Consider the following 14,854-nt stretch of genomic DNA (forward strand, 5'->3'; position numbering starts at 1 on the left):
ACCGGCGAGTGGACCACGCTGTGGCAGGTCCTACGTGCCCTGCACGACCACGCGACCAGCCACCCCAGGCACCTCAGCGGAGGACCCGGCCGACGCGAGCCTCGTCGCGCCGACCGCCTGCAGCAGACCCGGACCGACCTCCGCCCAGCCGATCAGCAACAGCGGCCCAACGGCGTCGAACGCTGCCTTCCCGGACTGGCCCGCGACAAGAGGCTCTGCCACGTTCAACGCGAGGGTCACCACGCTCACGAAGATCAGCAAGCGACGAGCCAGCCGGATCACCTCAGCGCTGGCGCTCTGCGTCGTCAAGTGCCGGATCGCGACCAACAACGCCCCCACCGACAAGTCGACCGCCGGAGCAACCAACGGCGCGAACCACACCGGGACACCCAGAGGCACCGCAAGAGCAAAAACGTTCCCGAAACCGAACAAGAACGTCAACCCTACGATCACGCCCACGATCGTTGCCACTGTCCCCACCACCGGATCGCGCGTCTCCCCCATAGACGTCACCGCTGCCACCGAGCCCACGGCACCCGACTAACGCACCTCAGCCGGCCCCGAGAACCCAGTCGCCATGTCAAGCAGCTGCTAGTCCGCGCCCATCCGGAGACGCTCATGACCTCGGCGAACTCAGCGACAGAATCCGACACCTGCGAGCCCGAGACGAGCCCGAGAGGTCTCAGACACGACGACACTCCCCGACATCCACGGTCGACGACGGAACGCTCTGAGCAGACGAAAAGGTCTTGTCCGGCATCACTCGACACCATCCGATACACCAAAGTTCGGACTCTTAATCAGCGGGTTCAGATACCGCTGGTCTTCGGAGCTGGGCCAGCACAGCCTCGCCGATCCTCGGACAGTCGCAGGCGCACTTCCACAGCGCGCTTCGTGCGAACGCCCTTGACAAGCCGGGTCACGAGCGACTCCAGCGATATCCCGACGGCAACCACTTACCGTCCTCACATCCTCGTGATCGATCACGGCTAGACTCAATCATGTTCAGTTCGGCACGCTAGACGCCGTTGAACGCTGCCTCGCCCTCCCGCTGCGAGATGCTCTTGGAATAGTCATGGCAGACCGCCAAGTGAGCCAAACCGGGACAGGCCTCACAGATCCCGCCGGTGCTGCGTTCGTTGAATCGTGGCCTTCCACATCGAACAAGGCTGCCGACAAGATCGTCACGTCGCTGCTCCTTCCGGAGAGAAGGCGCAGCACCGAGCCGGTGATCCCGTTGCCGGTTGCTGAGCTCGGCCCGCTAATGGACGGTGGTTCGATCGCCTTCAGCCTGGTAAAGGTCGGCGGAAACGGCGTCGTGGCAGCGCGGATGGCACCGCAGCAGCTGGCGTGGCCTCCAGGGCAGGCGCTGCGCTTCTCGGTGTCCTCGGGTCTGCTGATCGTGGCGCCCGGAGAGAAGCCGACGGCTGCATTCGTGCTGCCGACGATGAATCTCACTCTGCCGGCGCGGTTGCGGTCGCGGTGCCGCGTTCGCGCCGGCGACCAGGTTTTGCTTGCCTCCGTGGTCGAGCACAACCTGCTGGTCGTCTACCCGCAGCACGTCCTCCACACGATGCTCGCGACCTACCACGACACGCTGACCACCACTTCCGGGAACCCCGGCAATTGACGCCTGCAGCGGGCGCAGTCTCCGTGACTGCGCCCGCTGCCACTCACTCCGTTGCTGACCTCTGTGGACGAGCTGGCGCCAACGGATGTGGCTCGCCGGTGAGCGCGGCCAGTGCTTCGGCCACCTCGCTGATGTCAGCTTTGACGTAGGTGGTGGTTGTCAGGTCGCTGCCGGACTCGGCATGTCCTGCGTAGGCGCGGGCGACGCCGATGCCGAAGTTGCGTTCGACCCAGGTCAGTGTGGTGTGGCGCAGCCAGTGGGCGCTGACCTGTAGTGCTCTGGCCCAGTCCAACTCATTCTGGACCCGACCGAAGATGTAGTCGTAGCGGCGCTTGGTGATCGGCTTGCCGGTGGCGTAGCGCAGCAACTGGCTCTCCGGCTGGCCGTCGCCCCGCTCGTCGAAGTGTGCGAGGAGATGCTGCATCAGCGTGGGTGAGACCGGTTGCCAGCGTTCGGTTTCGCCTTTCTCCCGCAGCAGGATCGTGCATTGGCTGCGGTCTAGGTCGCGGCGGCGCAAGGCGAGCGCGCCGCCGCGTCGACAGGCGCTCTCCTCGTGCAGCCGGCAGAGGAGCGCATCCAGCTCCGGGTCGTCGCCTGTGCTGGTCACGACGTCATTGAGTTCGTTGATCCGATCGGAGGCGAGGGCGCGGCGGGTGGAGGCGTTGCGCCGTGGCTTGGTGACCCGCATGGCGGGGTTGGCCCGCTCGTCGAGGCGTCCGTCGTTGACCAGGTCCTTGTAGAGACAGCGCATGGCGGCGACGAAATTCTCCGCCGCATTGCGGCCACCGCGGGAGTTGCGGCGGACACGCGCGGTGCTGCGGACGTGCTCGGCCATCGCCTTGATCTCGGTGGCCGTGGGACCACAAGCGGCGCCTCCGCGCCGCCGAAGCGGCCGATGCCGATCACGGCAGCCGTCCCGCGGGCGTGGGTCGTGCAGATCTCGGCCGGATATGAGGACCTGAGCACCACGGTACCGATTGCGAACGTGAACAACAGGTTTCCACCGCCAGAGCTGCCACGCCTGAGAGCGCCAGCGGCAGGTAGCTGGCCAAAGTCATGAGCTCGATCCGCTCGCCCGCCACGGCCGATGACGGACGGCGGAGCGCGCCGATGCCGAGGGGCGGCCCCAAATTTGAGGATCACGGGTCAGGTATCTACTCACTACCCGCCCCCGCACCCTCGTCCGCCACTCCATCTGCGGCCGCCTCGAGATCGGCTGACCATCCCTCCTTCCCTTCACGACGACCGCACCCAGGGTTCACGTCGCTTCCACATGCTGGCCCCCACCATTCTCACCTCGTCGAGCAAGGCAGCGGATACGTCGATGAACCGCCTGACCGTGCTGATCGGAGAGGCGAATGCATGAATCCGGATGTTTACCACAAGGCCGCTGGTCCTTCATCCTCCGAAGGCAACCACGGTTCTTCGGCGGCGGGCATCAGTCGATGCCCAAGCAGTGCTGCTTGGAATTGGGTGACGTCTTCAGCATACCTTTGAACAGTCTCATTCCAACTGCCTTGGCGGACATCACTCTCCTGAAGACGTTGCGCCTCACCAGGAGATCCGAGGGCTTCAGTACCTTCAAACCGTGGGTCGCCAGGCAACTCCAGAAGATCACCAGGAAGCATCTCTGCGAGGCGGTAGACAACCGCAGGTGACGAACGACCAAGGTTCTCGTCACTGACTAGGCGCAGCTGCGCTGCTGCGATCTCCTCTTCCGTGACGTGATGCAGCCAGCTCACAGTGATCCACCTCCATCCGCGTCTCGAACCAGTCTATCGAGCGCATGGTGATGGAAAACATCGAGCAACTGGTGGTCGTCATGGGTGGCAAGCCGGGACCGTCCCAGCTTGGCCAGGAGCTTAAGGCCAGCTGCACGCTTCACAGCCGAGTCGTCAAGTGCAAGCTCAGCTGCCCAGGTGAACCTGCGCCACCACTCCTCGCGCCGAGCGGCGTCCTCACGTTGAAAGGTCGACCGATCGTTCGCGCGGACTCCGAGCCGGGCACCCACGAACCCGCCGGTTGTCGCAATCAGGCCCACCGCAGCGGTTACCACCACTTGCCACCAGGTCATCTGCCCCCTGCCCTACTCCGAGCCCCGCCGAGACCAGCGACACATCGTAACCAAAGCACCGTCTTGACCGGTATCGCGGAGGTGGCCCATGAAGCCATCTCCATACAACCCGCTGCCCATGAAGTACTGCGTTGAACTTGCCCTATCCCCTCAGCTGTCTACAGCAGTGAATAGCTTCAGTGCATAAACCGCGAATGAGTGACTCCGCAAGAAATTCGCAACTTCGCGTTACTATGCGAAGCCTGCGCGCTACAAGGGGAGCCGCCGGCTGCGGCTTCCCCGAATGGCACTCAATGTCGTTCGCGCAGGTGATCTACGCGTCCGCATGGTCCAAGCGCGATTACCCCGCAGCCTTCTGCGCTGGCCTGCTGCGCGCCCGGCTAATGGGCTTCTATGGCGCACAGTACCCTGGTCGCCGAGGCGATCGTCCCGAACGCCACGTGAACGGCCCTTCACGAGCATCGGCCACCTGACTGGCCTGGTGCAGCTGAAGAAGAATGCCGCCGAAGCTTTGCCCACCGCGGGCGCGCTCGATGGCTTCGGCGGCACCAGGACCTCTGGGCCGTTGGCGCAGCCGCGGCGGGCCTTTGGGCCACCAGCAATGTCCCTGGATAGCCACCCTGTCGAGTACCTGCGGGAGCTGCTGACCTCGGGCGGTGCGATCACTGTCGCCGAGCACATGCGGACCGAGGACGGAACCCGGGTGTTGCTCCGTACTCCGCTGGCAACCCGCACGGGGGCAGGCGGACCCTTTGAACCTTCTAATCGACAACTCGGGCCTGCCGCACGATGCGTTCCGCGGCCACTGTTATGTGATGGTCGGGCCCCAGCAGTTGTTCACATAGTTCAAGCGATTCGCTGAGGTCTTGCCTGCCCAGCCTGGTGTGAACGGGCGCTCGCATGCCAAAGTTGAGTACCAGGTCCTCCGCAATCGTCGCTGCCGACGAGTTCCCCAGCGCTTGCTGCCTCTCGTCGAGCAGCAGGTTGAATACGTCCGCCGCAGTGTCGCGGTCTCCGGCCAGGGCGGTGTAACGGACGAACTGCAACCGCGTCAACAGGGTGACCTTGTGTTCCGCGCCCAATATCCGCGCACGATCGTCCGCCAACTGCTGGAAGAGTTCGGCAGCCCGTCCCGGGTCACCCGAGCGACCGGTGAACTCCGCGACGAGGTGGCGGGTCCGGAGCGTCCTCGGATCGGCTGAACCGAACACTTTCTCCCGGCGCGGGAGCAAGTCAACGGCAAGCTGGAGGGCCTCGGCGGCATCGCCGTGATGGCCGATCGATGTAGCGACTTGCTGCAACGTCGCAAGGGTATGCGGGTGTTCAGCTCCGAGCTCTTGCACTTGATCGGCGTGAAGCTCGTCGAACAACCGTTGGGCCGAAGAGAAGTCGCCCATTTCTGCGATACAGCGGGCGTGCCAGTATCGTTCTTCCAATGTATCGGGGTTATTGTTACCCAGCGACGCGCTGTAGTGCTCCACCAGCTGCCGGAACCGCTCCGCCGCTTTTGGCAGATCTCCGGCCAGCCATGCATGTCGGGCGTGGTGGCGGCGAAGGTGCAGGGTGTCGACGTGCTCCGGGCCGAGCTGCGCAGCGGACCGCTCTAGCAGCTTCGCCATGATCCTCGCCGCGCACGCGTGGTCGCCTGAACTTCCGATTGCGCACGCCCATGATTCCTCGGCATGTTCGACGGCGTGATCTGCAGCTTTGCGGTAGGCCAGGACAGCGGCGTCGGGCTGGTCGCGCAGTTGAGCTGCCTCGCCGATGTGATGGGCCTGCTCTGGCGTGGCGTGTTTGACGATGGTCTCCCACGTGCTGAGCGGCACGCTGTCGAGTTCGGGCAGGTCAATCAGGTAGTCGAACGCGAGGTAGTAGCCATCGCTCCCGGTCGGGAGGAGCAGGCTGCTCGCCCCGTGGCTCGCCGAAGTAGCCCAAGCGATCGCGTCGTCGATGGGTTCCGGTCGAAGGAGGGCACCTCCACGACGCGTCAGATACATCTCCGACAACTCACGAAGCAGCTCGATTGCCACCGGCTCATGCATACCCGCCCGCCGACAGTCGACGGCAGCAGCAATCAAGCTCGCGGCACGCGGGTGCGCACCAGGACGCCAGGCGTTATGCCACTCCCTCGCCAGTTGAGGACCGGCTGCCAGAACTTCCGCCAGCCCGAACTGAGCGGTCTGCCGGAGCGCGGCACTGATACGAGGGTCGTCGGCGAACGCGTTTGCGCGATCGAGTTCTGCCCGGGTCCAGCGTCGTTGCATGTCCACGACCTCGGCCAGCTGCAGGACATCGCGTGCGACGTGCCAGGACTCACGCTCCGAGCTCGACAGCGACGGCTCCTCGCGTAGGCTGAAGCGATCGAATTCAGCGGTACGTAATGTCGCCAGGATTAGGATGTTTCGAGCCGGGTAGTCCACCATTCTTGACACCAGGCCGGCGGTGATCCCGCCCGCGCCGAGGAATCGCTCGAGGTCGTCCAGCCACACCACGCAGCGCCTTTGTTCGGCGACTGTCGGAACGACCGAGCTCAGGGACTCCCGCGCGACCGGCGCGATCAGGACGTGGTCGGGGATGGACGCTCGCATCGCCTCGTATGCCGCACGGGACTTGCCTGCCGTGGATTCACCGACGACGAGGACGAAACCACCCCGCTTGACGACGTCGGTGAGGCGAGCATGGACGTCGCGGGGTACGTAGGGCGGCACTCGGTCCAGTTCGCCTGCGTCCCGGTCCGCTACGAGGGCTGCCGCCGGATGGATGCGAAGGGAAACCGGGTCGTCGAACTCTCGTACCCGCCGCAACCGTCCGGACGGCGCGACAGTGGCGACGTGACCAGGGAGCTCGTCGCGATGCTGCGCTCGTTTCTCGAGTACCGACGTCCCCCGCCCGCTGACCAAGCCGAACAGCGCCGCTGCCAACGTAGAACCAATAGCTACTGCGACCGGACCCGAGAGCCACCTACTCACTGTGAAACCAACCATCACGCTGAGAACGGCCGCGAACCCGATCAGCACCCAGCCTTTCGCTCGCCGCGCACAATCCCTCAACCAGATCACAGTGGCAACCCATCTTGCCTCGCCCATGGACACCCGATAGTGCGGGAGCCGGCGGCCGGTAGGTAGCCGCCGTTCAGACGACATGTCATCGCTGTCCCGGAGTACGGCATGCGCGGGACGCCGCCATGAGCCGCGCCAAGCTACTCAACGGGCGCCTTGGACACAGGCAGGCGGTCCTACTTCGACTGCTCGTCGCGCGGGCCCTGGACGGCCGCGAGCGCGACGGCCAACTTGTTCTCCCCGTCGCCGGATTTGGCGTAACCCAGGCCGATGAAGTGCCGATTCTCGTGCTGCCGCAGCCAGTCGGTGCCGTCGCCGTTGCGGATCGGGACGGCAACGGCGATCTTGCTCACCTCGGCATATTTACTCGGAGCCGGAACGGCGAACAGGTGGTTCGATCGCGGCTGGACCGGAATGTTGATGACCAGCACGCCCATGTCGTTCCCGCGGTCGATCCACTCGACCGTCACCTCGCGCAGCGCGGGCAGCACACGGGCCGCGATGTCCTGGCGATGCTGGTCGAGGTTGTCCAGCTGGCGGAACCGGGTTGAGGGCATCGACGGTCTCCTAGGAGCCGTCCTGTAAGTCATCGGATCCAGAGGATGATCACGGCGATGGCGAGTTCGGCCTGGTAGTAGGCGGCGCGTTAGGCGTAGCGGGTGGCCAGGTTGCGGAATTGCTTGAGGCGGTTGAAGCAGCGTTCGACCACGTTGCGCTGCTTGTAGACCCTCGGCATCGAAAGCCGGTGGACGCCCACCGTGGGCTCAAGGTCTCCGGCCCCACGGGCCACTACATCTGCGTGGCTCATCCCAATGGACGCACGGCCAGGGCCAGCGGTCTTGGAGCACGCAACTGAAACACAACGGCGACGAACGGCGACAGTAAGATCATGTTCAGGAGCGATCGATCCAGGCTGCTGCCGTGGCTGCGATGACGTCAGCCGAGGTTGCCGGCCCGGTCTGGTGCGAGCCAGGCCTGGATCTGAGGGGGGGGCGGTACCCTCTCTCGGTCGAGTCGCCGGTGATGGGCATGGTGGACACGCTGGTACCGGGCGTGTCGACGCTGACCACACTGGCTCGGTACTACTCCCTCTACTGGGCACTCGCCGACGTCGCGGGGCGGCGGGACTGGGATACCCGCACGTGCCAGACGGTTCTCCGCCGGTCGGAAGTCGCTCTTGCCCTGGTCTCCCGCGGCAAGACGATCGCCGCGCACGGAGCCGACCGGGTCGAAGCCATGGTCAGCCGAGGACAGATCGACGAACTCGCCGAAATCGGCCGCACCTCCTACTCACCCCGCCCGTGGGGTTTCTGGTCGCAGTACAACGGGCCCAGCGCCGTCTTGGGCACGGTCACCGTGGAAAGCGGCGCCCTGCGGCCCGGCCCCCGCGGGTGTCCCCCCCGCCGTCAGGGAGATGTTCCGGCCCCTGCTGGAGCTGGCACACGACCGTCCAGTCCACCCCGACGACGTCGCTCGCCTCTCTGGACTGGCGATGGACGCGAACGAAGCCGCGGACCTCGGGCCGCTCCGTGACCTCATCACTGCCTCCCGCGACGGCCGGCACGACCCGCAGGAATGGACGGGCAACGACCGAACTCGACTGTCGACGCTGCGGGTCCTGGCTCGCTCGGCCATGCTCCAGCCAGGTGCTTCCAGCTGGTCGGAGGCCCTTCACGACTGCGTCGCCTACGGTAACCGGATCCGAACCGACCCCGTCCTGTCGGCCGAAGACCGAGCAGAAGCGTGGCGCGGCACCCTCTTGCGGCGGCTGTCCGTCGGAGCCTGGCGGCGGTTGTGGGCAGCACTGGTCGAGCAGGTCACCACGCACGGCTCGGCGACCAAGGACGACCTCTACCAGTGGATCTCCGCCGAAGTGCCGACCATGACAGTGCGAGCCTTCCTGGCAGGGTGCCCGAGCCTCGTCGACGCCGAAGGAGAGCCGAATCCAGCCGAACGGCAAGTGCGCGACGGCCACACCGCCATCACGGCAGACCTGGCAGCGCTGCTGTTCGGGGGGCAGCGCAAGAACCAGCTCACGGGCCGTAGCCAAGCCGCCTTCCTCGGCCGTTACCCCGAACGGAAGCAGTTCCTCGATCCGCACTGGGTGTCCTACCGGCACCGCGAGCACGAAGGCCAGCCGATGGCCGAGCTTGCGCGGGCCTTCGTCGACGACATGCTCGCGCAGTCCCGACGAGTCGCGCTCCGCAAACTCCGGCTAGACGCTCAGGGGCGGATGAAGCTGTTCACCAAGCTGCACTAACGCAACGGCCAGTACTACGCGGCCGGCACGGAAGGTGCCGGCAACGTCGGGCTGCGCGTCGATCAGTTCGAGTTCATCGCCCGCCAGCTGGGACTTGCCGAGCGCAACGACACCGGTCTCGTGATCACACCACTGGCAGTGCAGGTACTGGAGCTGGCGGCATGAGTAAGGCCGCACACCAGTTCCATTCCCCGCTGACCTTGCTGCAGGAGTGGGACGGTCGAGCCGACGGCGCACCACTGCGCGAGTGCCTCGTCACCGGCTACACCCTCGACCTGGGCTTCTTCGAGCGACACTGCGTGCCGACCGCTCGCGCGCTGGGTGCTCGTGTCACCGTTCTGGGCGATGCGGGCAACGCCGTGCACGAGGCGGTCGACGTCCGACAGGCGGGCCGGATCTACCAACACGCCCACGTCGGCTGCACCGGTGCATTTCATCCGAAGGTCGTGATCTTGGCCGGTGACGACAACGTCTGGGCGGCGATCGGCTCCGGGAACCCGACCATGTCCGGCTGGGGTCACAACCACGAGTTGTGGCTCGTCCTGCGGGCTTCCCGGCACCGAGGGCCGGCAGCTATGCGCGATCTCGGTGCATGGCTTACCGAGTTGCCCCAAGTGGTCAAGATGCCGTCCTGGATCGCCGACACCGTGACGCACGTCGGACACTGGATCACCCCGGGCGAGCTCGACGGCTCCCTACCTGACCTGCGGATCTTCGGGAACCTGCGGCATTCCCTAGTCGGGCAACTGCCGCCCGGGCCGGTGCGCTCGCTGCGAATAACAGCGCCGTTCTTCGACGCACGCGGGCACGGCGTCCAGTCGCTGATCGACCGACTGCAGCCGCGCGAGGTCGACCTGGCACTTCAGAAGCGAATCACCCAGTACTCGGGAGAAGCCCTCGCCGCGGCCACCGCATCCGTCGCCCTCACCCGGTTCCGCTACCTGGACGAGGGACGTACCCGACACGGCAAGCTCGTCGAATGGACCGTCGACGACACGACGATCGCCATGACCGGCAGCGCCAACCTCAGCGCCGCCGCGCTCCTCGCCACCACCGCAGACGGTGGCAACTGCGAACTCGTCACCACGATGCCGGTGCCCGCATCCCTGCTGCCAGAAGGCACAGCCGTCGACCGCACAACCATCATCGGAAACAACACGATCCCCGTTGACTCACGCGCGCAGCAGCACACGCTCGTCGTGCTCGGCGCACGACGAATACAGCACACGATCCTCGTCGAGCTCGTCACCACCACAAGCGCGCCGATCACCATCGAATCCTCACCCGACGGCACCCCCGGCACCTGGACACCCCTGCACGTCTTCACCACCACCAGCACAGCCGCCCAAGCCGTCAGCTTCGCGGCACCGGAAGCGCTCGGCGGCGCGGTCCGCGCCCGAGCCGAAGAACCAGGCGAACGTCTCGTCTCCCCCGTCGTCTTCCTCACCGACACAGCCCGATGCCAGCCCCGCGACGACACCACCAACCAGCCGCGGATGACGTTCATCGCCGAGGACGACACCGTCCTGACCGACGAGGTTCTCGCGCGCCGGTTCAACGCCGACCTGCTCCGGCTGCTCAGCCACGTCCACGAGCGCAAGGTGACCACCGGGGCCTCGGCCTTGCGTTCAGTCGCCGGCACGACGGCAACCGCGCTGCCGCCCGACGACCGGTGGGGTGTGTGGCTGGAGTCCGTGGAACGCAGCCTCGGCCCGCACCTCACCGGACTGCTATTTCCCGGCGTACTCGCCGCTCCCGCACTGGCGACCACAAGCTGGTCCGTCGATACCGACGTCAACGACACAGAGCTGGCCGAGGGCGAGAGGGACGACGCGGTCGAAGACTTGACCGAAGCCGCCTCAGCCGGCTCCGCACGGCTTGCACCCGACATTCCCGCGTCACAGCGAGCTCAGTACCGGTCCTGGGCTCGCCGGTGGACACGCGCCGCGACCGCCACACCGCGCCCCCCTCTCGAACTACGGATGCTCGTCACCCGCACTTACCTGGTGCTGCTCGCCTCCGCGGTATGGGGCGCCGATGAGAGATGGCGCTCCGACCTCGGCGACTTGACGCGCACCCTGGTGCCGGATGCCGCCGAGCAGGAGGACGTGCCTGGTCAAGCGCTCGACTTCGTCAGCTCGCTGATCGCCGTCTGTCTCGCTCTGCTGCTGCAGGACGCCACCCTCCACGGCGGTCGGGAACACGACATCATCGCCAGAGAAGCCTGGACCGACGCCGCCGAACTCGCCGCCTACGCCGACCCGAAACTCGCCGAAGAATACCTCCACGTTCCCGACAAGCCATACGCGCGCGTGCCCACCTGGAGCGAGGTCGAAACGGTCATCGACCTCGCCGCCACCGCAGCCGACGACCTCCACGCCGTAGACCGCGCAGCACTCGAAAACGAGGGCCTGCCCGCCCGCATGATCGACGGCGTGTGGGTCATCGACGGAGAATTCCGCAACCCGCGTCGCATGGCCGCCCGCGTCGCGACTCTCGTCACGTCCCCCTCCGCGGTCGTCGCACGAAACGCATCAAAGACAACCATCGTCCTGCGCGACGGCCGAACGCTCGCGATCGCCGAGTCGACCGCCCCGCGCTGGCGTGTCTACACGCTGTCTCCGATGAGCACACCCTTCTCTCTGCTCACCGGCGTTGAAGGGCTGCCCTCCGGTGGCAAGACATGTCCACTCAGCCCGATCCCGGCGGCAGTCCGAGCACTCACCGAGACAGCCCGAATCAACGAGCAGCTGCTCCAAGCCGCACTTCTCACGTAACCCGCCCTCGACGCGATGCCGGACGTTACCTGTCCATGTCGCTCCACGTCAGCTTGGGGCTGCTCTCGTGATCGTCAGGACACACGGCAGGGTTCGTCGCCCAGACTCCTCGAAGATCTCGTCTGCCTGACTGAGCAGGGCCTCCAACAAGGGCTCAGGGCCGACAAGCTTTCTCGCGTTGGCCTTCGGGTTGCGGCGACGCTGAACGCCGCGATGAAGTCTTCGGGTGCCCACAGGGAAGCACCGGGCAGGACTCGTGGATCATCGGAGTCTAAGGCTTGGAACTGTCCCGTTGCGACATCGGCTCGCAGATCACGCGTGAGCCGCCAGAAGGCATTGGCGTCACCGGCTACGGCCGACTGCAGTCGGTCGCGCTGTTGGCTGGCGAACGCGTCCGCGTGCTCCCACGGTTTCTCCTTCGGAGTGTTTCGACGCATAGCTTCTGCGAGCGTGCTGTCGAGAGCGACGCCGTCGAACGCCCAAGCGAAGTGTTCACCTTCCGGTGTGCCGCGCCGAGCGTAGGCAAGCTCGAACGTTGACGGGTTGTAGAGGTCTGCAACGCTGGCTGCGACCAGCCCCATGGCGTCTGCCTGCTTGTTCTCGCCGCTGCCGCGCAGGTCGTCAACTCGCCCGAGCAGCCAGGCGAAGTCACTGTCGTCGAGCAAATGTGTCCGATCGCCGCGTCGAAGCACTTGCGGAGCAGCCGATCCACGGCGGGCGGACTTCCATTCCCATAGGGCCAGGTGCGCGTGGTATCGATCAAATTCTTCAACCTCGGCAGCGAGCGCCAGGATCACAGCCTCGGCGAATGAACGCCTGACGGCGGTGCTGGACGTCGTGGGCTCCCCGCTCTCATCGACAAGGTCGGCGCCCAGAGGTACCGGCACTGTGGCCGACGCCAGAAGCATCCGAGAAACCTGCCGCGCGAGTGCCGGCAGGTATTCCTCGACGTTCGGTGACACCGTGATGCGGTCGAAGATTGGCGCGATCACATCGTCCAACGTCGGACTGCGCGAGAGGTCTGGACTGAAGTTGGTCGGCTCTGGCGTGTCGGAACCAGCAGGGGGCGCCAGAAGTTGGTCAACAAGGTGGGTGCCATGTGTCAGCAAGGCCGGAATGTCAGGTTCGGCGACGTCTCCGGGAAGGCGCCGCAGATGCCATCGATACATGCCGGTCGCCGAATTGGCGCGCACAGGGCGAAGATGCGGCAGCACGTCAGCAAGGTCGAGATGATCGGGCCACAGTTCCGAGAGGATTGTCCCGACGAGTTCTTCACTGTCGTTGTCGGCGTCGGTTTCGGCAGCGAGCGAGGCCAGAAGGTTCCGTAGCCGCGGAGCCGCCATCGTCGGATTGGTCGCCATCGACGCCTTGATCGCGCGATTCCTCAGTGCCGGAGTGAGTTTCGGTGCCTCGGCGACCTTGATGAGCAGCTCTGTGACCTCTGCAACGTCGCCGTCGAGGGCGAAGCGGATCGCCAAACCCGCGGCAGCAAAGTCCTGCCATTCCTCGGACCCTGTGGTCAGTATGCTGGACAGCACTGCCTTCAGCTGACCTGCCAGTCCTGGGTGCGTCAGTCTCCACCAGGTCCGGTGCCATGCCCCCTCGCTGAGCTCGACTTCCCCGGCGCGGCGCAGGAGCCCGTCCACCATCGCAGCGCGTGCCCCGAAGTCCGTGATGTACGCACCGTGTGCGATCAGACCTTCAGGATCGGCTGCAGCCAGCCAGCGATGTGCTCCGGGGGCGTGAGCGAGCATCCACGCCGCAGTCTCCCGCAGGTGAATCGGAATACTTGCGGTTTCCTCATCGGGTGCTGCGACGAGGAAGACGCCGGCTATCCCCCGCTGTGCGTCGGCGTCGCCGCTGGAGCGGGCAGTTAGATATCGGGCAGCGAGAAACGCGGCGAACGACGAGTGGGCGAAGGCGACGCGATTCGTGCCGCTCCGAGAGAACAACGCTGTTCTAAGCGTTTCCCCCACTGCTGCCGGTGACACCTCGAAGGAGCCGGCCGCAGTCTCGCGTCCCCGTGCCAGCATCCCTTCGGTGATGTCGTCTGGGCCGGCTTGAGCGGCTTCGCCACACCAGATTGTGCGCTGGCCACACAGCAGCATGCGAGTGGCGATCCGTCCTGCGATCACCAACCGCTCTTCGACTGTGGTGTTGGTGCATGATTTGACGGCCCGTCCGCGGTCGTGCTCGTCGGCCAGGTGCGTGACTCCCGTTTCGAACAGCTCTCGAGGTGTCCCGCTCAGCGCGTCCGCCTCCTGCCGGAACGCCGCGAGCAAGACCTTCAGAGTCAAGGGCGTGTTGGCAAGCGTTCCGACGCCAGCCCGCACCACGGCGTCGACAAACGCTGTAGCGTCCACATCAGTGCTGGCGGCAAGCGTGGCGACATCGTCGCGAGTGAGCGGCGCCAGATCAGCGACGACGCACGCGCCGAGTGCTTGCTCCAGCACTCGAGTCAGGCCTTCGGGATAGTCCGCGGTCCGGCAAGCGATCAGGAACCGCAGTGCACGAGTGTCCTTGTCATTGAGTGCGCGTTTCAATCGCGCTGGCAACCGGAACAAGTTCGCCGCTTCATCGAGTTGATCGAGGATGATCGTCAACATCGCGGTCGGCGGCTCCGCGGTTCCGGCTGGCGGCAGCGCCGCGAGGTGTTCGCCCAGGACCTCGTTGAAGGAGCTGGTATCGCCGAGTTCCGAACCGGTGATCCATACCGTGCCGGGAGATCCCGGTTCGGGCTCCCCGGCGCTGCGGTCGGCCTCGGTCAACCGGGCGAAGGTGGTCGTCTTGCCGGCTCCAGGTTCCCCGAGGAGGACCAGCGCGCCCTGTTCGACGACGGCGTCCTCGGGGCGCACCATGCCCGGCCCCGCCTGCAGCGACGCATCGGCGGTGGGATCCGGCAGGAACCCTTCATCGTCCAGCTCGAACGGCGGGTCGTCCTGGTCCTCTCCGCTGCGGACACGCAGCCAACGGCGTACGGGTTCGGCGAATTCGAGGTCTCCGGCCATGCCCATCCTTTAGTCCATGCTGGTGACCGATTGCCCGGCATGAAGC

9 protein-coding genes are annotated in these 14,854 nt (G+C 65.8%); 3 read left to right on the forward strand and 6 right to left on the reverse strand.

The features are described from left to right. Positions 1-30: 30 nt before the first annotated feature. Positions 31-504 (reverse strand): hypothetical protein, encoded by a 474-nt coding sequence (locus ACWEGE_RS05890; RefSeq protein WP_449659292.1) that lies wholly within the window; start codon positions 502-504, stop codon positions 31-33. Positions 505-1,075: 571 nt separating this feature from the next. On the opposite strand from ACWEGE_RS05890, the gene ACWEGE_RS05895 reads away from it, so the two are divergent. Then, positions 1,076-1,630, forward strand: a complete 555-nt coding sequence (locus ACWEGE_RS05895) for a hypothetical protein (RefSeq protein ID WP_449659293.1) — start codon at positions 1,076-1,078, stop codon at positions 1,628-1,630. A 43-nt stretch (positions 1,631-1,673) separates the two neighbouring features. Here ACWEGE_RS05895 and ACWEGE_RS05900 read toward each other — a convergent pair whose 3' ends face one another. From ACWEGE_RS05900 to ACWEGE_RS05915, 4 genes are all read right to left on the reverse strand, one after another. After that, positions 1,674-2,465, reverse strand: a complete 792-nt coding sequence (locus ACWEGE_RS05900) for a tyrosine-type recombinase/integrase (protein ID WP_449659294.1) — start codon at positions 2,463-2,465, stop codon at positions 1,674-1,676. 541 nt (positions 2,466-3,006) lie between these two features. Beyond that, complete coding sequence (locus ACWEGE_RS05905; RefSeq protein WP_449659295.1) at positions 3,007-3,372, reverse strand: hypothetical protein; 366 nt, start codon at positions 3,370-3,372, stop codon at positions 3,007-3,009. Between the two features lie 1,093 nt (positions 3,373-4,465). Further along, positions 4,466-6,721, reverse strand: a complete 2,256-nt coding sequence (locus ACWEGE_RS05910) for a tetratricopeptide repeat protein (protein ID WP_449659296.1) — start codon at positions 6,719-6,721, stop codon at positions 4,466-4,468. Positions 6,722-6,939: 218 nt separating this feature from the next. After that, entirely contained in the window at positions 6,940-7,320 is a 381-nt protein-coding gene (locus ACWEGE_RS05915; RefSeq protein ID WP_449659297.1) for a hypothetical protein, read from the reverse strand. 935 nt (positions 7,321-8,255) lie between these two features. Between ACWEGE_RS05915 and ACWEGE_RS05920 the strand changes: the two genes are divergently transcribed. Both ACWEGE_RS05920 and ACWEGE_RS05925 read left to right on the forward strand, forming a co-directional pair. Then, positions 8,256-9,023, forward strand: coding sequence for a hypothetical protein (locus ACWEGE_RS05920; RefSeq protein ID WP_449659298.1), 768 nt, complete (start codon positions 8,256-8,258; stop codon positions 9,021-9,023). A gap of 161 nt (positions 9,024-9,184) precedes the next feature. Next, positions 9,185-11,800, forward strand: coding sequence for a hypothetical protein (locus ACWEGE_RS05925; protein WP_449659299.1), 2,616 nt, complete (start codon positions 9,185-9,187; stop codon positions 11,798-11,800). A 74-nt stretch (positions 11,801-11,874) separates the two neighbouring features. On the opposite strand, the gene ACWEGE_RS05930 is transcribed toward ACWEGE_RS05925, so the two are convergent. Continuing rightward, on the reverse strand, positions 11,875-14,808 hold the full coding sequence (locus ACWEGE_RS05930) for an NACHT domain-containing protein (RefSeq protein ID WP_449659300.1): 2,934 nt from the start codon (positions 14,806-14,808) through the stop codon (positions 11,875-11,877). Between the last annotated feature and the right edge of the window lie 46 nt (positions 14,809-14,854).

Source organism: Amycolatopsis sp. NPDC004747, from assembly GCF_053601335.1.

Coding starts and splice junctions, on each gene's coding strand:
- ACWEGE_RS05890 (WP_449659292.1), bottom strand. CDS start 504: ATGGGGGAGACGCGCGATCCGGTGGTGGGGACAGTGGCAACGATCGTG.
- ACWEGE_RS05895 (WP_449659293.1), top strand. CDS start 1,076: ATGGCAGACCGCCAAGTGAGCCAAACCGGGACAGGCCTCACAGATCCC.
- ACWEGE_RS05900 (WP_449659294.1), bottom strand. CDS start 2,465: ATGGCCGAGCACGTCCGCAGCACCGCGCGTGTCCGCCGCAACTCCCGC.
- ACWEGE_RS05915 (WP_449659297.1), bottom strand. CDS start 7,320: ATGCCCTCAACCCGGTTCCGCCAGCTGGACAACCTCGACCAGCATCGC.
- ACWEGE_RS05920 (WP_449659298.1), top strand. CDS start 8,256: ATGGACGCGAACGAAGCCGCGGACCTCGGGCCGCTCCGTGACCTCATC.
- ACWEGE_RS05925 (WP_449659299.1), top strand. CDS start 9,185: ATGAGTAAGGCCGCACACCAGTTCCATTCCCCGCTGACCTTGCTGCAG.
- ACWEGE_RS05930 (WP_449659300.1), bottom strand. CDS start 14,808: ATGGCCGGAGACCTCGAATTCGCCGAACCCGTACGCCGTTGGCTGCGT.